Raw genomic sequence first — 22316 nt, 5'->3', positions numbered from 1 at the left:
GGCCTGAAAGCATGATCCGCGTACTTGTCGTAGATGATTCAGCTTTTATGCGAAAGGTTATCTCCGACGCTATAAACAGGAATGAAGATATGACTGTAGCAGCTACAGCCAGGAATGGAGTAGAGGCGATAGAAAAGCTGAGGTATGTAAAGGTAAACGTGATTACACTAGATGTGGAAATGCCTCAAAAAAATGGGCTTGACACCTTAAAGGAAATTATGGAAGTGTCTCCTCACCCTGTGGTTATGGTCAGCAGCGCAACTCAGCAAGGAGCACTGCAAACGATTGCTGCCATGGAGTTAGGAGCAGTTGATTTTGTAGCCAAGCCCTCGGGGCCAATTTCCCTTGACTTCGACCTTGTCAGGAAAGAGCTGATAGAGAAAATTAAAATCGCTTCCGAGGCTTTTCATCAATCAATACTTACCAAGGAAAAGAAAGTTGAAATCACGAGAAGTCCTCCTCCTCTTCATCCATCTAACCTAATGCTAAAGAAAAAAGTCATTGCTATTGGAACCTCTACAGGGGGGCCGCGGGCTCTTCAGCAGCTTTTTTCTGATCTGCCTGGAACGCTGGCAGCACCTTTACTTATTGTGCAGCACATGCCGGCGGGTTTCACACAGTCATTAGCAAAAAGGCTGAACGACATGTCAGAGCTTACCGTAAAAGAGGCGGAAGATGGGGAAGTAGCCAGAAATGGAGTAGCATACATTGCTCCTGGAGGAAAACATGTAACCGTAAAAAACTCGGGAGAAGCCCTAGTGTTAAATCTGCTGGACACTCCCCCTCATAATAACCATAAACCATCAGTTGATACATTGTTTACATCTCTGGCTGACATTGCAGGATACTCTGTCGTAGCTGTGATCATGACCGGGATGGGAGCTGATGGGGCGGTCGGGATCCAAAAGCTTAAGGAAAAGAAGAGCAATATAGCTCTCGCGCAATCAGAAGGCACTTCCATAGTATTTGGAATGCCTAAAGCGGCAGCGCAAACAGGTCAGATAGATGAAGTGGTCCCCCTTTTTAATATGAGTAAAAGCATTCTCCGCTACATGGAAAAAGATTATTCATAAGGGAAGGAAAAACATATGGATTTTATTCAAAGCTTTCATTTGGATATTTTAAAAGAAGCAGCAAACATTGGGGCAGGAAATGCTGCTACGTCGCTATCAAAGCTTACAAAAGAAGAGATCGAGATGAATGTTCCTGAGGCAGTGGTTATGCCTTTTCGGGACATTCCGAACCACATAGGCGGGGCGGAAAAAGTGATGGCCTCCGTATTTTTCAGACTTACAGGAGAAGCAAAGGGAAACATGTTTTTTATGCTCCCGGAACAGGAGGCAAGAGCCTTCCTCTTTGATCTCACAGGAACTTATATTGAACGTATCACAGACATACAGCATGACCCGATGGCTGTCTCTTCTTTACAGGAGGTCGGGAATATACTGGCTGGCTCTTATCTTACAAGTTTATCAGAGTTTTTGCACGTAAGGATACAGCATTCTGTCCCTTCTCTGGCCATTGATATGGCAGGGGCTATATTGGAACATGGCTTACTAGAATGGTCTGAGGTTGGGGAATATGCCCTGGTCATGAGTACGGTCTTAAAAAAGAAAGATAGCAGCCACCAAAGTACTGGAGGCCATTTTTTCTTACTTCCTGATCCAGAGACGTTTGTCCGCCTCTTCCAATCTTTAGGAGTCAAAGGCCAATGAGTTCCCGCACCGCCCAGGGAAATATTGTAAAAGTATGGATGGCAGACCTTAATATTGCCATTGCTCCTCAACTCATTCAAACCTCAGGGCTTGGGTCTTGTGTGAGTGTAGTTCTGTACGATGAAGAAGCAAAAGCAGCCGGTATGGCCCATATTATGCTTCCTTCCTCCCGTCTGCATGCTTCGGGAGAATGTAATCGAGCGAAGTATGCGGATTCAGCTATAGAAGACCTGTACTTACTGCTCATTTATCATGGAGCCAGAAGGAATAAGGTGAAGGCAAAGATTGCAGGAGGAGCTCAAATGTTTGAGGCATCAAGCTCTGCTCTTAGAATAGGCCCGAGGAACGTGGAAGCGGTCAAGGAGACATTAAAAAAGATGCACATTTTTCTGGCTGCAGAAGATACAGGGGGAAAAAGCGGCCGGACCGTACTGTTTGATCCAGCTACTTCTCATTTAAGCATTCGAACAGTGAATGCAGAAGAGAAAATCATATAGACCTTGAAAAGGGACCAGGATTTACGAGCGATAAAAAGGGGGAGCTTCAATGACAAGTGTAACAGCTGGCAATTACAAAGATTTGTGGGAAAAGTGGGGAAACGATAAAAACGCAGAAGCGGCAGATCAATTAGTTGAGGCGTATCTCCCCCTTGTTAGATATCATGTGGGCCGTATTTCCGCCGGACTGCCGCGCAATGTTAATCGTGAAGAAGTCATGAGCCACGGTTTAATGGGACTCTTTGATGCTATCAATAAATTTGATTTCTCCAGGGAACTGAAATTTGACACCTATGCTTCCTTTAGGATAAGAGGGGCTATTATTGATGGACTTCGCCAGGAGGACTGGCTTCCAAGGACTATGCGAGAAAAAGCCAAAAAAATTGAAGAGTCGGTGGAACGCCTGGAACAACAATACGGCCGCTTTGTTACGGAAGAAGAGATAAGCGAGGAGCTTGGCATGGACAAGCATGAGGTTCAAAGAATTGTGTCCGAAACCTTTTTTGCCAATATCCTGTCTATTGATGATGAATCCCAGGAGTATGAAAAAGAAGAAACATATCGTGCAAATTTGGTTGATAACACTGCCATTACACCTGAGGAGGAGGCAGTAAAGAAAGATACGTTTAAAGAGCTGGCTTCTATGATCGATCAGTTAAACGAAAGGGAGAAATTGGTCGTCAGTCTCTTTTACTACGAAGAGCTCACTCTCACTGAAATCGGGCAAGTACTTAACTTATCAACTTCAAGAATTTCACAAATTCATTCTAAAGCGATTTTACGATTAAAACAGATCCTTCAAAAAAAAGAGAAGTGATGGGCAAGGTTTGATAGAATAGCTGAGATGAAAGTAACATCCTGCAGTCCCCATTCGAAGTAGAAATTTTTATACCAAAGGTCGATGCGTAAAAACGAAACTAAAAAACTAGGTGAAATGATGCTGATATATTTCTTAATTAGTGTAAGCTTGTCCCTTCATTTACTTTCCTTCTATATTATCCTTATTTTTTATAGAAGGTGGCAGAAGGAAGCAGGGATTTTAAAGGATTCTCACAGGCTTACTTCTGAGATAGAAGATTTACTGGTAGCTTACACAGCTGAAATGAAAGAAGACAATGAGCGATTATTAAAAGAATTAGAACAAAAGACCCCACGAAGTGATACGACCCATCATGATCCTGGAAACAGGAAAGCTGGAAACAACGAAAAGGCCAGTAAAAGAATTGAAAGCTCTCGACCTGACCATGATTCCTTTCATGAGGAAATGGGAATGCCATACATTCCTAATCAAAAGGATAAAGTGGTTCAAACTCCCGCAGCAAAAGCACTTTCGCTGTTTTCAAAAGGGCTGGACAGAGATGAAATTGCTAAAGAACTGGATATGGGGAAAGGAGAAGTAGAACTTCTCTTAAAATTTTATAAGTAATTCCTGCTTCCCTCCCTTGCCATTCTAAAGCAGGATGTGGTATATTATACAACGGTGTTAATCACACACGTTTGTGGATTTGAACAAGGGTGCTGTTATTTACAGTTTTGTTTTAAGATGAGGCAAACGGAGGAATTAAAAACCTTAAGGAGGATTTATATCATGGGAGTTATTTCAATGAAACAGTTGCTTGAGGCTGGTGTTCATTTTGGACATCAAACTCGCCGCTGGAACCCAAAGATGAGCCGTTACATTTTCACTGAGCGTAACGGGATTTATATCATCGATTTGCAAAAGACAGTGAAAAAAGTTGAGGAAGCTTATAACTACGTGCGTGACGTAGCAGCAGACGGAGGGAAAGTCCTTTTCGTCGGCACAAAGAAGCAAGCTCAAGATTCAGTACGTGAAGAAGCTCTTCGCTGTGGAATGTACTACATTAACCAACGCTGGTTAGGTGGAACATTGACAAACTTTGCTACCATCCGTAAGCGTATTGCACGCTTGAAGGATATTGAAAAAATGCAGGAAGACGGTACGTTTGATGTACTTCCTAAAAAAGAAGTTATGCTTTTGAAAAAAGAATTAGACCGTCTTGAGAAATTTCTTGGCGGAATTAAAGAAATGAATCAGCTTCCTGACGCTATTTTCATTATCGATCCTAGAAAAGAGCGCATTGCTATCGCAGAAGCTCATAAGTTAAATATCCCTATCATCTCCATTGTTGATACAAACTGTGACCCTGACGAAATTGATTACGTGATTCCTGGTAATGATGACGCGATCCGTGCGGTTCGCCTTCTTACTTCCAAAATGGCTGATGCAGTTGTGGAAGCAACACAAAACAACCAAGAGCCTGAGCAGGAGCAAGCTCCTCAAGAAGAAGAAGAGGAAACTGTTTCTAGTAATCAATAAGCAAGGCCAGTCTTGGAGAAACTACATGAATGAACGGATCAAGGGTGGTAAAGGGTAAAGCCCTTTATCACCTTTTTTAGCCCTTTATCACCTTTTTTATCCTGATTAAGTGGTTTTTTTTGCCTTGAGTAAGTGGTAATTCCTTGAATTGCTGACTGTATCAGGGAGCAAAAGAAGATATTAAATTTGTTTAGGAGGAATTGACATATGGCAATTACAGCTAGCATGGTTAAAGAACTTCGTGAAAAAACTGGTGCAGGTATGATGGACTGCAAAAAAGCATTGACTGAAACGGATGGTGACATGGAGAAAGCAGTAGATTACCTTCGTGAAAAAGGAATCGCGAAAGCTCAGAAAAAAGCTGACCGCGTAGCTGCAGAGGGACTTACTTCTGTCGAGGTTGACGGGAACAAAGCAGTGATTCTGGAGATCAATGCAGAAACAGACTTTGTCGCTAAAAACGAAAACTTTAAAAATTTAGTAAGTAAAGTAGCTACTCATTTGCTTGCAAAGGAACCTGCAAATGTTGAAGAAGCATTAGGACAGGAAATTGAGCAAGGTTCTACTCTAGAGTCTTACATCAATGACCAAATCGCAAAGATTGGTGAAAAGATTTCTTTGCGCCGCTTTACCGTTCTTACAAAAGATGACGATGCTGCTTTCGGTGCTTACCTTCACATGGGCGGACGTATTGGTGTTCTTTCCCTTCTTGAAGGTACAACGGACGAGCAGGCAGCTAAGGATGTAGCTATGCACGTAGCAGCTATTAACCCAACCTACGTTTCCCGTGACGAAGTTCCTGCAGAAGAAACTGAGCGTGAGCGTGAAGTTCTTAAGCAGCAAGCGCTAAACGAAGGAAAACCTGAAAACATCGTTGAAAAAATGGTTGAAGGACGCCTTGGGAAGTTCTTTGAACAAGTATGTCTTCTAGAACAGCCATTCGTTAAAGATGGCGACCAGAAAGTGAAAAAGTACGTTGAAAGCAAAGGCGCTTCCGTGAAGACCTTTATCCGTTATGAAGTTGGAGAAGGACTTGAAAAGCGTGAAGATAACTTTGCTGAAGAAGTAATGTCTCAAGTGAAAAAATAACTTTTAAGGGGAACACCTTTGTGTTCCCTATTTTTGCAGCCCAAGCTGTTATCGATTTAGCGATTCGCAGTTGAATTTTAAAAGGAAAGCACGTCACCAAGGCTGATACTGGGGGTTTAATATGAGTAAGTATAACCGAGTGGTTTTAAAATTGAGCGGTGAAGCTCTTGCAGGAGATTTAGGGTATGGAATTGACCCAACGGTCATTCAATCTATTGCTTCACAGATAAAAGAAATTGTAGAATTAGGTACAGAGGTAGTTGTTGTCGTCGGCGGTGGGAATATTTGGAGAGGAATGGCTGGAAGCTCCAAAGGAATGGACAGGGCAACTGCCGATTATATGGGTATGCTTGCTACTGTGATGAATTCTCTTGCTCTTCAGGACGGCCTGGAAGACATTGAAGTAGAAACAAGAGTTCAGACGTCCATTGAAATGCGCCAGGTTGCAGAGCCATACATACGCCGAAAAGCAATACGGCACCTGGAGAAAAAGCGTGTAGTTATTTTTGCTGCGGGTACAGGAAACCCTTACTTCTCAACTGACACGACAGCTGCCCTCAGAGCTGCTGAAATTGAAGCAGAAGTTATTTTAATGGCTAAGAACAAAGTTGACGGTGTGTATGACTCTGATCCATCAGTAAACGAAGATGCCAAGAAATATCAGGAGCTTACATACCTTGACCTTTTAAATGGCGGTCTTGGTGTGATGGATTCTACTGCTTCTACACTTTGCATGGATAACGATATCCCGCTGCTTGTCTTTTCGATCATGGAAGAAGGAAATATTAAAAAAGCTGTCCTTGGTGAAAAAATAGGGACGGTCATTAGGGGGAACAAATAATGGCTAATGATGTTACAAAAAATTTAGATGCACGTATGGAAAAAACGGTTGAAGCTTACCACCGGGAGCTTGCGACACTAAGAGCTGGACGTGCCAATCCTTCTATGCTTGATAAAGTAATGGTTGACTATTATGGCGCTCCAACTCCGTTAAACCAGCTGGCGACAATCACAGTACCAGAAGCTCGCCTGTTGCTTATTACCCCATTTGATAAATCTGCCATCGGTGATCTTGAAAAAGGAATTCAAAAAGCTGATTTAGGACTTTCTCCTAACAATGACGGAAATGTAATCAGAATTACCGTTCCGCCGCTGACAGAAGAGCGTCGCAGAGATTTAGTCAAGCTTGTAAAAAAATATGCCGAAGAGGCGCGTGTAGGGGTCCGTAATATTCGCCGTGATGCCAATGATGAATTGAAAAAACAGCAAAAAGACGGAGAAATCACTGAGGATGATCTTCGACGCAGTCAGGATGAGGTTCAGAAGGTAACTGACAAACAAATCAAAGCGATTGATCAGGCAGCAGAGGTAAAAGAGCAAGAAATTATGGAAGTTTAAGTGTATTCAAGTTACAATAGGATCATGCTAATAAACCCTCTTCTTACCGGGAGGGTTTTTTTGTAGGCGAAATTGAAAGAATGTAAGGTAATCGAAATAGAATATATTATAATAAGTAAGGGCTAAGATAGAAGTTCAATTTTAGATAACATAAAGGCTGGTGTCCTTATGCTTGAAAGGTTTATAAAAAAAGAGGAGACAGCTGCCAAACATGAAGAAGCTTTTGTCGGCGAGAAAGAAAACCTTCCTGCTCATATTGCTATCATAATGGATGGAAATGGCCGCTGGGCAAAACAAAAGGGGCTTCCGCGCATAGCTGGGCACAGAGAAGGTATGAAGGTTATTAACAAGGTTGTCAGGGAAGCGAATCATATAGGAATCAAGTATTTAACACTGTATGCATTTTCTACTGAAAACTGGAAACGTCCAAAAGCGGAAGTGGACTTTCTTATGCGCTTGCCTGAAAAGTTTCTTCATAAAGAGCTGCCGTCACTGAAAGAAAACAATGTAAGAGTAACGATCATGGGAACATTAGATGGGCTTCCTTCCTATACGATTGACGCGGTAAAAAAAGCAGTGGAAGAAACAAAGGAAAACAATGGACTGGTTTTAAATCTAGCCTTGAACTATGGAAGCAGGAATGAAATGATACGGATGGTGAAAGAAGCGTGCAGGGAAGTACAGGAAGGAAAACAAAGCATAGAAGATATTGATGAAAACTACCTTTCTCAATTTCTTCTTAGCAACAAATTGCCAGACCCGGATCTCCTCATTCGAACCAGCGGAGAAATCAGGTTAAGTAATTTCATGTTATGGCAGGTTGCTTATAGCGAATTTTGGTTTACAAATGTTCTTTGGCCTGACTTTTCAGAAGAAGATTTAGTGGAAGCCATCAGAGTATACCAAAAAAGGAAACGGCGCTACGGCGGTGTTTAAAGGGAGGATATCCCAATGAAACAAAGGGTTGTAACAGGATTTTTAGGAGCAATCGTATTTTTAACCGCAGTTATTCTTGGAGGAACGATTTTTACGTTATTTATAGCACTTGTAGCCTCGGTAGCTATGATAGAGCTGTTAAAGATGAGAAGAATAAGGCCGTTATCAGTAAAAGGTTTGGGAAGCCTTGCCCTTATGTGGGTGCTTCTGGTCCCCCCGGGGTGGCTTGATGTCGCTTTTTTGGATCATGTAAGCAAAACGGAAATTTTTATCTTTATGATCCTTCTTTTGCTTGCCTTGACAGTTGTCACCAAGAATTCGTTTACGTTTGATGAAGTCGGGTTTGCGATCTTATCGTCAGTTTACGTGGGTTACGGGTTTCATTACTTGATTACTTCAAGAGAGATTCCGGAAGTGGGACTGCAAGTTGTCTTTTTAATACTGTTTGCTATCTGGTCTACTGATTCAGGGGCTTACTTTGTTGGTCGAAAATGGGGAAGAAAAAAGCTCTCTCCTCATATCAGCCCAAAGAAAACAGTGGAAGGGTCTGTCGGAGGAATCGTAGCAGCCTTTGTTGTAGGCTTTATCTTTCACACTTTCTTTCCGATCTTTGATTCAGTTCTCCACCTGACTGGACTCCTTGTTGTCACCTCTATTTTTGGACAACTTGGAGACTTAGTAGAGTCAGCTTTAAAAAGGCACTATGCTGTGAAGGATTCTGGGAATGTCCTGCCGGGTCACGGAGGGATATTAGACCGCTTTGACAGCTTGATATTTGTTATGCCAATATTACACCTTTTGCAATTTTTAGGGTGAGGAGGAAGTTGTACATAACGAACCAGAAATGATTTTAAAACTTTGGTGATAGGAAGAGAAAGGTGAACGTAAAATGAAACATATTGCACTGCTCGGTTCCACAGGATCTATCGGTACCCAGACTTTAGACATTATTCGGACACACCCTGATAAATTTTCATTGGTATCTATGTCAGCCGGTCGTAATACAAAGCTTGCCATTTCACAAATCAATGAGTTTAAGCCAGAGACCGTGTCAGTGGCAGAGGAAAAGGATGCGGAAAAAATTAGGGCTGAGGTGCCTGCAGGAACAAATGTGGTTTATGGAGGTGAAGGATTAAAGGAAGTCGCAGTTCATCCTGAAGCGGATTTCTTAATGAATGCGGTGCTTGGAAGCGTGGGGCTTGAACCCACGCTGGCCGCTATTGAGGCAGGGAAAGTTATTGGAATTGCCAACAAAGAGACCTTGGTTACAGCAGGACACATCGTTATGGAAAAAGCCAAAGAAAATAATGTACAAGTTCTGCCTGTGGATAGTGAACACTCGGCCATCTTTCAGTGCCTGGAAGGAAGTCTTACAGATGAAGTCAGCCGCTTAATCCTTACTGCCTCTGGAGGGAGCTTTCGTGATTTGAGCAGGAATCAGCTGAGTGGGGTGACAGTGGAAGATGCGTTAAACCACCCAAATTGGTCAATGGGGGCGAAGATCACTATAGACTCAGCCACAATGATGAATAAGGGGCTGGAAGTCATTGAAGCCCATTGGCTTTTTGGAATTGCCTACGAGCAGATTGAAGTCCTCCTTCATCGTGAAAGCATTATTCACTCCCTGGTTGAATACCAGGACGGAAGCGTACTGGCACAGCTGGGGACCCCTGATATGAGAGTGCCTATTCAATATGCTTTGTCTTACCCGAAAAGACTTGAACTAAAAGATACAAAAAGGTTAAACTTATGGGAAGCTGGGACATTGGATTTTAAACAGCCTGATTTCAAGCGTTATAAATGTCTTCAATATGCATTTGACGCTGGGAAAGAAGGCGGCACGATGCCTGTGGTATTGAATGCGGCAAATGAAGTAGCAGTGGAGGCATTCCTTCAAAAAAGCATTTCCTTTCTTGGAATTGAAGATGTGATTGAAGAAGCAATGAACCGTCACAGTACCCTGAAGAATCCTTCATTAGATACCATTTTGCAGGTAGATCAAGAGACAAGAGAGTACGTGCGCACACGATTAAATTGAAGGTGGGAAATAAGTGAATACTTTAATAGCCATAATTATAATATTTGGTGTTCTCGTTGCCGTGCATGAATGGGGTCATTTATATTTTGCAAAACGTGCTGGGATATTGTGCAGGGAGTTCGCCATTGGGTTTGGGCCAAAGCTGTTCTCTTTTAAGAAAAACGAGACTGTTTACACTATACGGCTGCTTCCGTTAGGCGGATTTGTACGAATGGCGGGAGAGGATCCTGAGCTTGTCCAGCTTAAGCCTGGCTATGAAGTAGGGCTTGTGTTTAATCAAGTAGGTGAAGTCAGCCGAATCATTGTTAACAATAAATCGAAGCATCCGGAAGCAAAGGTCGTTTCTGTAGAAAGAGCAGACCTTGAACATGATCTCATTATTCAAGCTTATACCGGAGAGGAAGAAGAACTACAAACCTTTAAGGTAAATGATAAAGCAGAGCTTGTTGTCGATGAACAAGCCTCCCAAATAGCTCCTTGGGACCGGCAGTTTGGTTCTAAAAAGCCAAGCCAAAAGGCACTGGCGATTTTTGCGGGACCAGCAATGAATTTTGTGCTTGCATTTTTCCTTCTCGTGTTATTTGGCCTTATTAACGGGGTCCCTCAGTATGACCAGGCAGAACTGGGAGAGCTCACTGGTGACGGACCTGCCAACGAATATGGGCTGGAGGCAGGAGACCAGGTATTAGCTATTGGGGGAGAAGAAGTGAATACATGGGAGGAAATGACTGCCCAGATCCAGGAACACCCAAACGAAGAAGTGGTGTTTCAGGTTGAAAGAAATGGTGAAATTCTATCCATTCCAGTCGTGACGACTTCCCATTATAATGAAATGACAGAACGGCAAGAAGGATTTATTGGGGTAAATGCTCCAGCAGAACACTCCCCAATAGAAGCGATCCAATTTGGGGCCGTTCAAGTGTATGAAGTCACAATATTAATCTTTGATGTTTTAGGCATGATAGTCACTGGTAATTTTTCATTAGATTATCTCGCTGGCCCAGTCGGCATTTATAATTACACTGGTGAAGCTGCAGCGATGGGTACAATTCTCCTTATCCAATGGGCGGCACTCTTAAGTGTGAACCTTGGCATTGTTAATTTACTGCCTCTTCCAGCTTTAGACGGAGGCCGGCTTTTATTTATTGGATTTGAAGCGGTACGGGGAAAACCTGTGGATCCTCAAAAAGAGGGGCTTGTTCATTTTGTAGGTTTTGCTTTATTGTTTTTACTCATGCTTGTAGTGACCTGGAATGATATAAACAAATTTTTCCTATAGATAATTAAAGTGTTAGAAAGAGAGGCACTAATGTATGAAACAGCAGTCGTTTTTTAGTCCAACCATGCGAGACATCCCGGCTGGAGCAGATATAGCCAGTCATCAGCTTATGCTCCGAGCTGGCTTAATCCGCCAAAATGCCGCTGGAATCTATTCCTATCTCCCTTTGGGAAAAAGGGTGCTCCGCAAGGTGGAAGAGATCATTCGTGAAGAAATGGACGAAGCAGGCGGGCAGGAGCTTTTAATGCCTGCGATCCAGCCTGCAGAGCTGTGGGAGGAATCTGGCAGATTAGATGATTACGGACCAGAGCTTATGCGCCTCAAAGATCGCCACACGCGAGATTTTGTACTGGGGGCTACCCATGAAGAAGTGATTACGAGTCTAGTAAGGGATGAGTTGAATTCTTACAAAAAACTCCCTGTAAACCTTTATCAAATTCAGACCAAATATAGAGACGAAAGGCGCCCGCGCTTTGGAGTGCTTCGTTCTCGAGAATTTATCATGAAAGATGCTTATTCTTTTGATTCCTCAAAAGAAGGCCTTGATCAAAGCTATCAAGCAATGTATCAGGCATATGAAAAAATATTCAGCAGGTGCGGCCTTGATTTCAGGGCAGTAGAAGCTGATGCAGGCGCCATTGGAGGAAAAGGCGGCACTCATGAATTCATGGTGTTGTCAGATGTTGGAGAGGATACGATTGCTTATTCTGACTCTTCCTCCTATGCCGCAAACATTGAGATTGCTGAAGTACCGAAACCAAACGTGGAAAGAAGAGGAGAAGAGAAGCCTCTTGAAAAAATAGACACACCGAACATGAGAACGATTGAGGAGTTGTCTGCCGGCCTGGGAATCGAGGCAAAAGATATTTTAAAATCGGTTCTGTTTTTTGTGGATGATGAGCCAGTGCTGGTACTCTGCCGGGGAGATCGGGAAGTAAACGATGTAAAAGTCGGCCGTTATTTTGATACTGTACAGGTGGAATCGGCCAGTCCGGAACAGGTACTGCAGCATACGGGCTGCCGTCCAGGCTCCATTGGTCCTATTGATTTGAAACAGGGAATTCAAATTATTGCTGACCACGAGGTGGCCGGAATGATGAACAGCCTTTGCGGCGGCAATGAAGAAGACAAGCACTATACCAACGCCAATATTGAACGTGATTTTCGTGTCAATGGTTTTGGAGATTTGCGTTTCATTCAAGAAGGAGATCCCTCAGCTGATGGCCAGGGAACAATTAAGTTTGCCAAGGGAATTGAAGTGGGTCATGTCTTTAAGCTTGGGACTAAATACAGTGAAGCATTAAAGGCAGAGTATTTAGATGAAAATGGGAAGACCCAGCCGCTAATCATGGGTTGTTACGGTATTGGAGTAAGCAGAACGGTGGCTGCAATCCTGGAACAGCACCACGATGAAAATGGCATTGTATGGCCCAAAGCAGTGGCGCCATTCGATCTCCACCTTCTCACACTAAATGCGAAAAAAGCAGAACAGAGTGAATTGGGCACAGAGTTATATGCCAGTCTCCGCAAAGCTGGATTTGATGTATTATATGATGACCGCAAGGAACGGGCGGGCGTGAAATTTAAAGACTCTGATTTATTCGGACTTCCTGTACGAATTGCGTGCGGGAAAAAAGCAGATGAAGGAATTGTGGAAGTGAAGGTGCGTCGAACAGGTGAAATGGAAGAGGTCCACAAGGATGAATTACCTTCTTATCTTGAGTCACTCTTCAACACAATTCAATAAGAAAAGAGAGAATGGTACCCTTAATGTAAGGGTACCATTGCCATTCTAATGGCCAGGTAAGCAAGGAGGGAAGAAGGTTGACTGGGGAAGACCAACAAATACGCAAGGAACGCTTTCAGTTGCTCCTTGAACAGATCATGATGCCTCAGGACGTTGTGAAGGACTATTTTCAAGAGGGGAAAATTGAAAAGCTGTCAATTTTTAAAGAAGAAAAGCGGTGGCATTTCTATTTTCTATTAGATAAACCTCTTACCCATACAGTTTTTCTCCTGCTGCATGAAAGAATACAGCAAGCATTTCAGCATATTGCTTCCGTGCAGTGTTCTATACGATATGCAGAAGGAGCTTTGCCGTCTGAAAAACTGGAAGAATTTTGGCCGGCAATCGTTGATAAGATGGAAGGAGTTGCTCCTCACCTCCGTCAAAGGCTTCAAAACAGTCCGCCAGAAGTGAAGGGAAATCACCTTGTTGTTTCATGCAAAAATGAGGCCGAAGGAACAATGATTGAAAGAAGGGTTCAAGACCCTTTACATGATGCCTTGCTTTCTTTAGGGTTTAATAAATACCAGCTTCAGTCTCAAGTTCATTCATCCAAAGAAGAGCAAGAGCAGTTCGAAGAAAAGAAAAAGCAGGAAGACCAGACGAAAGTGATCGAAGCTTTGATGGAAAAGAAAAAGCAGGAGCAGCAAGCTGCGGAGGGACGGAAACAAGAACGCCTGCAAATCGGCTATCCCATAAAGGATGACCCGGTGGCCCTTGAAACCATTGAAGATGAAGAGCGTCGCATTACGGTACAAGGCTATGTATTTGAATCGGAAACCAGGGAACTGCGAAGTGGCCGAACATTACTAACCTTTAAGATTACGGATTATACCGATTCTATTCTTGTTAAGATGTTTTCTCGTGATAAAGAAGATGTCCCTAACCTGCAGGCAGTCAAAAAAGGCATGTGGCTTAAGGTAAGAGGAGGCATTCAAAACGACACCTTCGTGAGGGACCTGGTTATGATTGCAAATGATGTGATCCAGATAGATCCTCATGAGAGAATGGATGAGGCACCGGAAGATGAGAAGAGAGTAGAGCTGCATCTGCACACGGCGATGAGCCAAATGGACGGAATCCATACAGCGGGCAGCTACGTAGCTCAGGCAGCTAAGTGGGGACACAAAGCAGTAGCAGTAACAGATCATGGAGTTGTCCAGGCTTTTCCTGAAGCATATGGAGCAGCACAGAAGAATGGAATAAAGGTGCTGTACGGCCTTGAGGCCAATTTAGTAGATGACGGGGTCCCTATTGCATACAATGAAGCCCGCCGCCTTCTAATGGATGAGACATACGTCGTTTTTGACGTGGAAACCACAGGATTGTCTGTTGTATATGACACAATCATTGAGCTGGCAGCGGTCAAAATTAAAGATGGGGAAATTATTGACCGGTTTGAATCGTTTGCAAACCCTCACGAAACATTGTCAAATACGATCATTGATTTGACAGGGATCACAGATGATATGGTTGCAGATGCCCCGGAAGTCGGCGATGTGTTAAAGGATTTTCATGACTTTATCGGTGATGATATCTTAGTTGCCCATAATGCAAGCTTTGATATGGGCTTTCTGAATGCAGGCTTTAAAAAAATTGGAATAGGCGCTGCTCCTAATCCTGTAGTAGATACGTTAGAGCTTGGGAGGTTTCTCTACCCGCAGCTGAAAAATCACCGATTAAATACATTATGTAAAAAGTTCGATATTGAGCTGGTCAGTCATCACAGAGCAATTTACGATGCGGAAGCAACAGGTTATCTGCTGTGGAAAATGGTGAAAGATGCTGTGGAGAACCAAATTGAATATCACGATGAGTTAAATAATAATATGGGCCAAGGGGATTTCCATCGTCTTCGTCCGTCACACTGTATTTTGCTCGCGCAAAACCAGGAAGGCTTGAAAAACCTTTATAAGCTTGTTTCCATGTCTCATTTAAACTACTTTTTTAGAACTCCTCGCATTCCTCGTTCTCAGCTGCAACAGCATCGAGAGGGCCTTCTCGTCGGGTCTGGATGTGATAAAGGAGAGGTTTTTGAAACAATGATGCAGAAATCTCCGGAGGAAGCAGAGGAAGCTGCAAAATTTTATGATTATTTAGAGGTCCAGCCGCCTGCCAACTATCACCACTTAGTGGAAAAAGAGCTTGTAAGAAATGAAGAAGCGATTTATGAAATCATTAACAAAATTATAGACTTAGGGCAAAAGCTCAACAAAAAAGTAGTGGCCGCAGGAAATGCCCATTACCTTGACCCCAAGGAGCATATCTACCGAAAGATTCTCATCGCTTCCCAGGGAGGGGCAAATCCATTAAACAAACAAACCCAGCCACAAGTGCACTTTCGAACCACCCAGGAAATGCTTGAATGCTTTTCGTTTCTAGGTGAAGAAAAGGCGAAAGAGCTTGTTATAGAAAACACTCAGGCTATCGCTGATTCTATCGAGGAGATACACCCTATTCCCGATGATCTTTACACGCCAAACATTGAAGGCGCTGATGAAGAAATGCGGGAAATGAGTTACAACAGAGCCAAAAGTATATATGGTGATCCTCTTCCAGAGATTGTAGAAGCCCGCCTGGAAAAAGAGTTAAAGAGTATTATCGGTCATGGATTTGCCGTTATTTATTTAATTTCTCAAAAACTTGTAAAAAAATCCTTGGATGACGGGTATCTTGTCGGTTCACGTGGTTCTGTCGGTTCCTCCTTTGTAGCAACCATGACTGAAATCACAGAGGTAAACCCACTTCCGCCTCATTATGTATGTCCATCGTGCCAGCATTCATATTTCTTTAATGACGGTTCCGTTGGTTCAGGCTTTGACCTTCCTGAAAAAGACTGTGAAAAATGCGGAACAGCGTATGTAAAAGATGGACATGACATTCCCTTTGAAACCTTCCTTGGCTTTAAAGGGGATAAGGTTCCCGATATTGATTTGAACTTCTCGGGAGCCTATCAGCCGAGAGCCCATAACTATACAAAAGAACTGTTTGGAGAGAAGAATGTGTACCGGGCAGGAACAATCGGCACGGTTGCTGATAAGACAGCCTACGGTTTTGTAAAAGGTTATCAGGGGGATCATGATCTCCATTACAGGGGAGCAGAAATTGACCGTCTCGTGTCGGGATGTACAGGTGTTAAACGAACAACAGGCCAGCACCCAGGCGGCATCATCGTTGTTCCTGAAGAGTACGATATTCATGACTTCTGTCCGGTTCAGTTTCCGGCAGATGATAAAACCTCGGAATGGCGGACGACACATTTTGATTTCCACTCCATCCATGACAATCTATTAAAGCTTGATATTCTTGGCCACGATGATCCGACTGTTATCAGGATGCTTCAGGATTTAAGCGGAATCGACCCTAAAACGATTCCTGTGGATGATCCTGAGGTAATGAAAATTTTCAGCGGGCCTGATGTCCTCGGAGTGACTGAAGAGCAGATCCTTTGCAAAACAGGCACGTACGGTATTCCCGAATTTGGAACCCGTTTTGTTCGTCAGATGCTTGAAGAAACAAGCCCGAGCACATTTTCTGAACTGGTGCAGATTTCTGGTCTTTCACACGGAGCAGATGTGTGGCTTGGGAACGCTCAGGAGCTGATTCAAAGCGGAACGTGCGAGCTGAAGGACGTGATTGGCTGCCGGGATGATATTATGGTTTATTTAATCTACAAAGGAGTCGAGCATTCCCTGGCTTTTAAAATCATGGAATTTGTTCGTAAAGGGAAAGGCCTGCAAGATGACTGGGTCGAAGAGATGAAGAAAAACGACGTGCCCGACTGGTACATTGAGTCTTGCCTCAAGATTAAATATATGTTCCCGAAAGCTCACGCCGCGGCTTATGTATTAATGGCTGTACGGATTGCTTATTTTAAAGTTCATTACCCGATCCTTTTTTATGCTTCTTACTTTACCGTAAGAGCCGGGGATTTTGACATTGATACGATGGTGAAGGGAGGAGGCCCGATTAAAGCAAGGATCCAGGAAATACAAGCGAAAGGCTTTGATGCTTCACCTAAAGAAAAGAACCTGGTGACTGTGCTGGAGCTTGCTCTGGAAATGTGTGAACGAGGGTTCTCTTTCCAGAAAGTAGATCTTTACCGTTCAAAAGCTACTGAGTTTGTCGTGGACGGGGAAACGTTAATTCCTCCTTTTAATTCGTTAGACGGTGTAGGAACAAATGCTGCCCTTAGCATTGAAAGAGTCAGAGAAGATGGAGAGTTCCTTTCAAAGGAGGACTTGCAGCAGCGAAGCAGAGCAACAAAGACTGTAATCGAGCATTTAGATGCTCATGGCTGCTTAGAAGGCCTACCAGACTCAAACCAACTTTCCCTCTTTTAAGAAAAACGGGAAGAGGGTGGCCTGTCTTGCAATATTAAGCAGAATATGGTACCTTTTCTATGGTGATACTTTGGATAACGAATGGGGAAAGAGTGGGGAAACCCACTCTTTCGTTTGCATTAAGGACTAATTTATCATATTAACAAACGAAAAGAACTGTATAAAAAGGAGGTTTGGCATGAGCGATCGAGTGACTGAAATTACTTCTCGCTTGGTTGACCCTATTGTGGAGGAAATGAACCTTGAGCTTGTTGATGTAGAGTTCAAAAAGGAAGGGGAAAACTGGTTTTTACGTGTGTTCATTGATGGTGAAAATGGCGTCGATATTGAAGAATGCGGCAAGGTCAGTGAACAATTAAGTGAAAAGCTTGATCAGGAAGATCCCATTAAGCAGGCGTACTATCTTGAGGTCTCTTCTCCCGGTGCAGAACGTCCCTTGAAAACAGAAAAGGATATGTACAAAGCTATTGGAAAAAACGTTTATGTGACAACTTACGAGCCTGTGGAAGGTGAAAAGGCATTTGAGGGAGCACTGATTGACTTTGACGGCTCTGTTTTACAAATCGAAGTGAAAGTAAAGCAAAAGAAAAAAACGTATGAGGTACCATATGATAAAGTAGCAAAGGCCCGCCTGGCTGTTCTTATTTAAAGCTTACGGGGCTAGGAATGGCCGAGAGACGGTCTTTGAAAGGGGGATATAACATCCATGAATAGTGACTTTATGGATGCGTTGTCAACGCTGGAAACAGATAAAGGAATTGAAAAAGAGGTCATTGTGGAAGCCATTGAAGCGGCTCTGATCTCGGCATACAAAAGGAATTTCAATCAGGCTCAAAACGTGCGGGTTGACGTGAACCGTGATACAGGAACCATCAGAGTATTTGCACGCAAAGAAGTTGTGGAAGAGGTTTTTGATCCGCGCCTGGAAATTTCCATTGAAGCAGCTAAGGAAATCAACCCGGCTTATGAGCTTGATGATGTCGTGGAAATAGAAGTTACGCCAAAAAACTTCGGCCGCATTGCAGCTCAGACCGCTAAACAAGTGGTGACCCAGCGTGTGCGGGAAGCTGAGAGAAGCATTATTTATTCTGATTTTATAGACCGTGAAGAAGACATAATGACCGGGATAGTACAGCGCCAGGATCACCGGTTTATTTATGTTGATCTAGGAAAGGTAGAGGCCCTGCTTCCTCAAAGTGAGCAGATGAGCAACGAACATTATAAACATAACGACAGAATTAAGGCTTATATTACGAAAGTTGAAAAGACGACAAAAGGGCCGCAAATCATGATTTCTCGTACTCACCCGGGGCTGTTAAAGCGTCTTTTTGAGCTTGAAGTTCCAGAGATCTATGATGGCACTGTAGAAATTGTCTCGGTCGCCCGTGAAGCTGGTGACCGCTCCAAGATTTCTGTTTATGCTGAAGACAAAGATGTCGATCCTGTAGGCTCGTGTGTAGGTCCAAGAGGTCAGCGGGTTCAGACCATTGTGGATGAACTGAAAGGCGAAAAAATTGATATTGTCCGCTGGTCTGAGAATCCGGTAGACTACGTTGCTAATGCACTCAGTCCTTCAAAAGTCCTGGATGTACAGGTGAACGAAGAAGAAAAAAGTACGCTTGTCGTTGTACCTGATTACCAGCTTTCACTTGCTATCGGAAAAAGAGGACAAAATGCACGTCTGGCAGCAAAATTAACAGGCTGGAAAATTGACATCAAAAATGAAACAGAAGCGAAAGAACTTGGGCTCTATGATCCTCAAACAGCAAATGTTCCTGGTGCAGAACCGAAGAAAGAGCCAGATGAGGAAAGCCATGTTGAAGATGAAGAAGACTGGCTTGAGCCAGGTAATCCTGATGACCCGGAGATGGACTGGGACGAAAGTGAAAAAGACTAAAAGGGGAGAGGACAGTGAAAAAGAGAAAAGTGCCGCTGCGAAAATGCATAGCAACGGGTGAGATGAAGGCAAAGAAAGAACTTATCCGAGTGGTGCGCTCTCCAGAAGGGGAAGTTTCCGTTGACCCAGGCGGGAAAATGAACGGAAGAGGCGCTTATCTTACTAACAGCGAAGAATCTTTTTTGCAGGCCAAGCAAAAGGATTTGCTGTCCAGACATTTAAAAGTCAAGCTGTCTGCAGAGGAATATGACAGACTGGAACAGGAAAGACAAAAGGCGGGCAGGAAATGAACAATTCTTTTTACTCATTTCTTGGTCTTGCGGTCAGAGCAGGAAAGGTACTCTCCGGAGAAGAAATTGTCCTTAAGGAATTGAGGAAAAAGACCGTTTATCTTGTGCTTGTCTCAGATGATGCTTCCCCTAACACAAGAAAGAAAGTTCAGGATAAATGCACGTTTTATCAAATCCCGTGGCGTACTGCCGGGAGCCGGGACCAGCTTGGGCAGGCTATGGGGAAAGAACAGCGAGTAATCGCAGGCATTGCTGATAAGGGCTTTGCAGAAAAAATGATTTCACTTCTTGATGATTGATAATAAAAAGAGTTATGCTTTATTATGATAGGAGTTTTTTAGAGGTGCAGGTGGTTACTACTCCTGTAAAGATTCTGAATCATTGACCTTGAAGACAAAAGGGCAGGATAAGCTTTCTTGTTTGCAAAGAGGCAAAGAAAAGAAGCATTCACCTTTTGATTATAAAAGGATCACTTTGAAAGAAAAGGGACAACAGATCCCAATAGGAAGGCCGTGGTAATAGCATGAGTAATAATGATAAGAAAACCCAGAATAGACAAGGACAAGGAAACAGAAATCCTAACGCAAGAAAAGGAAAGCAGCAAAGACGAGGCGGGGGAGCAAGGAAAAGACCACAGCAGCCACGTCAAACAGTACCTACCCCAGAAAAAATCACTTATCCAGGCACTCTTACAGTAGGAGAATTAGCTGCAAAGCTTCATAAAGATTCTTCTGAAATTATTAAAAAGTTAATGTTTCTTGGTGTAATGGCAACCAAAAATGAACAGCTCAGCAAAGAAACAATTGAACTCCTTGGGGAAGAATTTGGGGTGGAAGTTGAAGAAGAAGTCTATGTAGATGAGCTGGATATTGAACATTACGTGGAAGAAGAAGATGATAAAGAAGAACATGTACAAGAGCGGCCACCTGTCGTGACAATCATGGGGCACGTTGACCACGGCAAAACGACTTTGCTTGACTCTATCCGCCATACAAAGGTAACGGAAGGGGAAGCTGGAGGAATCACCCAGCATATTGGTGCCTACCAGGTTGAGGAAAACGGCAAGAAAATTACGTTTCTTGATACGCCAGGACATGCGGCTTTTACAACCATGCGTGCACGTGGAGCTCAAGTTACCGATATTACGATTCTAGTCGTAGCGGCAGATGATGGAGTTATGCCACAAACTGTTGAAGCAATCAACCATGCGAAAGCAGCTGAAGTTCCAATTATTGTGGCAGTTAACAAAATGGATAAAGAAAATGCAAATCCGGATCGCGTCATGCAGGAGCTTTCTGAACACAACCTTCTCCCTGAAGCATGGGGCGGAGAAACGATTTTTGTAAATGTTTCAGCTGTTAAGAATGAAGGTATAGATGAACTCCTGGAAATGATTCTCCTTGTAGCGGAAGTGGAAGAGCTAAAAGCGAACCCTGATAAACGCGGACGGGGTACGGTCGTTGAAGCTGAACTTGATAAAGGAAGAGGGCCGGTTGCTACTCTTCTCGTACAATCAGGAACGATGAAAGTGGGAGACCCTATTGTAGTGGGTAACACATTTGGCCGTATTCGGGCCATGGTTAATGATGTAGGCCGTCGTGTAAAAACAGCAGGACCTTCTACTCCCGTTGAGATTACAGGATTAAATGATGTTCCACAAGCTGGAGATCAATTTGTGATTTTTGAAGATGAGAAAAAAGCAAGGCAAATAGGGGAAGCGAGAGGCATAAGGGCAAGAGACGAGGAACGCTCTCAAACGAACAAAGTCAGTCTTGATGATTTATTTGATCAAATTCAGCAAGGTGAAATGAAAGAAATCAATATTATCGTCAAGGCAGACGTTCAAGGCTCTGCCGAAGCATTACGAGGATCCCTTGAGAAAATCGAGGTAGAAGGCGCTAAGATTAACATCATTCATACTGGCGTCGGAGCGATTGCAGAATCAGATATTATTTTAGCAGCCGCATCAAATGCCATTGTCATAGGGTTTAATGTCCGCCCTGATGTAAATGCTAAGCGTACAGCGGAAGTTGAAAACGTTGATGTCCGCCTGCATCGTGTTATTTATGATGCTATTGAAGAAATTGAAGCAGCATTAAAAGGGATGCTTGATCCTGAATATCGTGAAAAGGTCATTGGACAGGTTGAAGTGCGTCAGACATTCAATGTTTCCAAAATCGGCACTATTGCCGGAAGCTATGTCCTTGAAGGGAAAATCACCCGTGATTCTGATGTCCGTCTGATTAGAGACGGGGTTGTCATCTATGAAGGTGGGTTGAATGCTCTCAAACGTTTTAAAGATGATGTTAAAGAAGTGCAAAACGGGTATGAGTGTGGTGTAACCCTTAATAATTTCAACGACATTAAAGAAGGAGACATCATTGAAGCCTACGTAATGGAAGAAATTAAACAGGCATGATTGGTGTAGTTCATTGCGAATGCTTCATCTATGAAGCGGGCAGCTTAAAAGAAAAGCGGTCTGTTTTACAAAGCCTGGTCACACGTTTAAGGCAAAGGCTTAACGTTTCAGTAGCTGAAGTGGACCATCAAAATGTCTGGCAGCGTACAGCTCTTTCAATCGTTTGCGTAGGCTCTGAAAAAGAGCCCGTGGAAAGAGAACTGCAGCGGGCTCTTTCCTTGATTGACGGAGTTTATGATTTAGAACGAACAGTCACAACGTATGAGTGGCTGTAAAAAGGAGGACCTAGAT

General features: G+C 43.3%; 20 protein-coding genes and 1 pseudogene. All 21 read left to right on the top strand.

Annotated features, from left to right (window positions below):
• Positions 1-11: 11 nt before the first annotated feature.
• The 21 genes and pseudogenes from CEF17_RS09570 to CEF17_RS09470 all read left to right on the top strand — a co-directional run bounded on the left by CEF17_RS09570 (position 12) and on the right by CEF17_RS09470 (position 22300).
• A complete protein-coding gene (locus CEF17_RS09570; protein ID WP_100399330.1) occupies positions 12-1073 on the top strand; it encodes a protein-glutamate methylesterase/protein-glutamine glutaminase in 1062 nt (353 codons plus the stop codon).
• Between the two features lie 15 nt (positions 1074-1088).
• Positions 1089-1715 (top strand): chemotaxis protein CheC, encoded by a 627-nt coding sequence (locus tag CEF17_RS09565; RefSeq protein ID WP_100399329.1) that lies wholly within the window; start codon positions 1089-1091, stop codon positions 1713-1715.
• Positions 1712-2212 carry a chemotaxis protein CheD gene (locus CEF17_RS09560; RefSeq protein ID WP_100399328.1) on the top strand — a complete coding sequence of 167 codons (501 nt, stop codon included), beginning with the start codon at positions 1712-1714 and terminating at the stop codon, positions 2210-2212. The genes CEF17_RS09565 and CEF17_RS09560 overlap by 4 nt, the downstream gene beginning before the upstream one ends.
• Positions 2213-2261: 49 nt before the next feature.
• Positions 2262-3029 carry a FliA/WhiG family RNA polymerase sigma factor gene (locus CEF17_RS09555; protein WP_100399327.1) on the top strand — a complete coding sequence of 256 codons (768 nt, stop codon included), beginning with the start codon at positions 2262-2264 and terminating at the stop codon, positions 3027-3029.
• A gap of 84 nt (positions 3030-3113) precedes the next feature.
• Positions 3114-3638: a DUF6115 domain-containing protein gene (locus CEF17_RS09550; RefSeq protein WP_157842998.1), complete on the top strand. Its 525-nt coding sequence runs from the start codon at positions 3114-3116 to the stop codon at positions 3636-3638.
• Between the two features lie 162 nt (positions 3639-3800).
• The gene (rpsB, locus tag CEF17_RS09545; protein WP_100399325.1) at positions 3801-4550 is read left to right on the top strand and encodes a 30S ribosomal protein S2; all 750 of its coding nucleotides are present in this window, start codon (positions 3801-3803) and stop codon (positions 4548-4550) included.
• Positions 4551-4757: 207 nt separating this feature from the next.
• Entirely contained in the window at positions 4758-5639 is an 882-nt protein-coding gene (gene tsf, locus CEF17_RS09540) for a translation elongation factor Ts (protein WP_054635325.1), read from the top strand.
• Positions 5640-5760: 121 nt separating this feature from the next.
• On the top strand, positions 5761-6480 hold the full coding sequence (gene pyrH, locus CEF17_RS09535) for a UMP kinase (RefSeq protein WP_054635326.1): 720 nt from the start codon (positions 5761-5763) through the stop codon (positions 6478-6480).
• Positions 6480-7037: a ribosome recycling factor gene (gene frr, locus CEF17_RS09530; RefSeq protein ID WP_100399324.1), complete on the top strand. Its 558-nt coding sequence runs from the start codon at positions 6480-6482 to the stop codon at positions 7035-7037. Before pyrH ends, frr begins: the two co-directional genes overlap by 1 nt.
• A 168-nt stretch (positions 7038-7205) precedes the next feature.
• The gene (locus CEF17_RS09525; RefSeq protein WP_100399323.1) at positions 7206-7973 is read left to right on the top strand and encodes an isoprenyl transferase; all 768 of its coding nucleotides are present in this window, start codon (positions 7206-7208) and stop codon (positions 7971-7973) included.
• Between the two features lie 15 nt (positions 7974-7988).
• Positions 7989-8789 carry a phosphatidate cytidylyltransferase gene (locus tag CEF17_RS09520; protein WP_100399322.1) on the top strand — a complete coding sequence of 267 codons (801 nt, stop codon included), beginning with the start codon at positions 7989-7991 and terminating at the stop codon, positions 8787-8789.
• A 73-nt stretch (positions 8790-8862) separates the two neighbouring features.
• Positions 8863-10011 (top strand): 1-deoxy-D-xylulose-5-phosphate reductoisomerase, encoded by a 1149-nt coding sequence (locus tag CEF17_RS09515; protein ID WP_100399321.1) that lies wholly within the window; start codon positions 8863-8865, stop codon positions 10009-10011.
• A 13-nt stretch (positions 10012-10024) separates the two neighbouring features.
• Positions 10025-11290, top strand: a complete 1266-nt coding sequence (gene rseP / locus CEF17_RS09510) for an RIP metalloprotease RseP (RefSeq protein ID WP_100399320.1) — start codon at positions 10025-10027, stop codon at positions 11288-11290.
• Between the two features lie 34 nt (positions 11291-11324).
• Positions 11325-13037 (top strand): proline--tRNA ligase, encoded by a 1713-nt coding sequence (locus CEF17_RS09505; protein ID WP_100399319.1) that lies wholly within the window; start codon positions 11325-11327, stop codon positions 13035-13037.
• A 77-nt stretch (positions 13038-13114) separates the two neighbouring features.
• A complete protein-coding gene (locus CEF17_RS09500) occupies positions 13115-17419 on the top strand; it encodes a PolC-type DNA polymerase III (RefSeq protein ID WP_100399318.1) in 4305 nt (1434 codons plus the stop codon).
• Positions 17420-17597: 178 nt separating this feature from the next.
• On the top strand, positions 17598-18068 hold the full coding sequence (gene rimP / locus CEF17_RS09495) for a ribosome maturation factor RimP (protein ID WP_100399317.1): 471 nt from the start codon (positions 17598-17600) through the stop codon (positions 18066-18068).
• A gap of 57 nt (positions 18069-18125) precedes the next feature.
• A complete protein-coding gene (gene nusA / locus CEF17_RS09490) occupies positions 18126-19316 on the top strand; it encodes a transcription termination factor NusA (RefSeq protein ID WP_100399316.1) in 1191 nt (396 codons plus the stop codon).
• Positions 19317-19330: 14 nt separating this feature from the next.
• Positions 19331-19606: an RNase P modulator RnpM gene (rnpM, locus tag CEF17_RS09485; RefSeq protein WP_083465255.1), complete on the top strand. Its 276-nt coding sequence runs from the start codon at positions 19331-19333 to the stop codon at positions 19604-19606.
• A complete protein-coding gene (locus tag CEF17_RS09480; RefSeq protein ID WP_054635330.1) occupies positions 19603-19905 on the top strand; it encodes a YlxQ family RNA-binding protein in 303 nt (100 codons plus the stop codon). The genes rnpM and CEF17_RS09480 overlap by 4 nt, the downstream gene beginning before the upstream one ends.
• 362 nt (positions 19906-20267) lie before the next feature.
• A pseudogene (gene infB, locus CEF17_RS09475) lies at positions 20268-22025 on the top strand (translation initiation factor IF-2); the annotation flags it as partial.
• On the top strand, positions 22022-22300 hold the full coding sequence (locus CEF17_RS09470; RefSeq protein WP_054635331.1) for a DUF503 domain-containing protein: 279 nt from the start codon (positions 22022-22024) through the stop codon (positions 22298-22300). The pseudogene infB and the gene CEF17_RS09470, both read left to right, overlap by 4 nt.
• Positions 22301-22316: the final 16 nt, after the last annotated feature.

Origin of the sequence: Bacillus sp. FJAT-44742 (assembly GCF_002797315.1) — a bacterium.
Taxonomy (GTDB): Bacteria; Bacillota; Bacilli; order Bacillales; family Marinococcaceae; genus Thalassorhabdus; species Thalassorhabdus alkalitolerans.
The sequence above is the reverse complement of the archived record's forward strand: the minus strand, read 5'-3'. Positions and strand labels throughout refer to the sequence as shown.

Excerpts from the sequence above, each read along its gene's own strand:
- CEF17_RS09570 (WP_100399330.1), top strand. The coding sequence starts at position 12 with ATGATCCGCGTACTTGTCGTAGATGATTCAGCTTTTATGCGAAAGGTT.
- CEF17_RS09565 (WP_100399329.1), top strand. The coding sequence starts at position 1,089 with ATGGATTTTATTCAAAGCTTTCATTTGGATATTTTAAAAGAAGCAGCA.
- CEF17_RS09560 (WP_100399328.1), top strand. The coding sequence starts at position 1,712 with ATGAGTTCCCGCACCGCCCAGGGAAATATTGTAAAAGTATGGATGGCA.
- CEF17_RS09555 (WP_100399327.1), top strand. The coding sequence starts at position 2,262 with ATGACAAGTGTAACAGCTGGCAATTACAAAGATTTGTGGGAAAAGTGG.
- CEF17_RS09550 (WP_157842998.1), top strand. The coding sequence starts at position 3,114 with ATGCGTAAAAACGAAACTAAAAAACTAGGTGAAATGATGCTGATATAT.
- rpsB (WP_100399325.1), top strand. The coding sequence starts at position 3,801 with ATGGGAGTTATTTCAATGAAACAGTTGCTTGAGGCTGGTGTTCATTTT.
- tsf (WP_054635325.1), top strand. The coding sequence starts at position 4,758 with ATGGCAATTACAGCTAGCATGGTTAAAGAACTTCGTGAAAAAACTGGT.
- pyrH (WP_054635326.1), top strand. The coding sequence starts at position 5,761 with ATGAGTAAGTATAACCGAGTGGTTTTAAAATTGAGCGGTGAAGCTCTT.
- frr (WP_100399324.1), top strand. The coding sequence starts at position 6,480 with ATGGCTAATGATGTTACAAAAAATTTAGATGCACGTATGGAAAAAACG.
- CEF17_RS09525 (WP_100399323.1), top strand. The coding sequence starts at position 7,206 with ATGCTTGAAAGGTTTATAAAAAAAGAGGAGACAGCTGCCAAACATGAA.
- CEF17_RS09520 (WP_100399322.1), top strand. The coding sequence starts at position 7,989 with ATGAAACAAAGGGTTGTAACAGGATTTTTAGGAGCAATCGTATTTTTA.
- CEF17_RS09515 (WP_100399321.1), top strand. The coding sequence starts at position 8,863 with ATGAAACATATTGCACTGCTCGGTTCCACAGGATCTATCGGTACCCAG.
- CEF17_RS09505 (WP_100399319.1), top strand. The coding sequence starts at position 11,325 with ATGAAACAGCAGTCGTTTTTTAGTCCAACCATGCGAGACATCCCGGCT.
- rimP (WP_100399317.1), top strand. The coding sequence starts at position 17,598 with ATGAGCGATCGAGTGACTGAAATTACTTCTCGCTTGGTTGACCCTATT.
- nusA (WP_100399316.1), top strand. The coding sequence starts at position 18,126 with ATGAATAGTGACTTTATGGATGCGTTGTCAACGCTGGAAACAGATAAA.
- CEF17_RS09480 (WP_054635330.1), top strand. The coding sequence starts at position 19,603 with ATGAACAATTCTTTTTACTCATTTCTTGGTCTTGCGGTCAGAGCAGGA.
- CEF17_RS09470 (WP_054635331.1), top strand. The coding sequence starts at position 22,022 with ATGATTGGTGTAGTTCATTGCGAATGCTTCATCTATGAAGCGGGCAGC.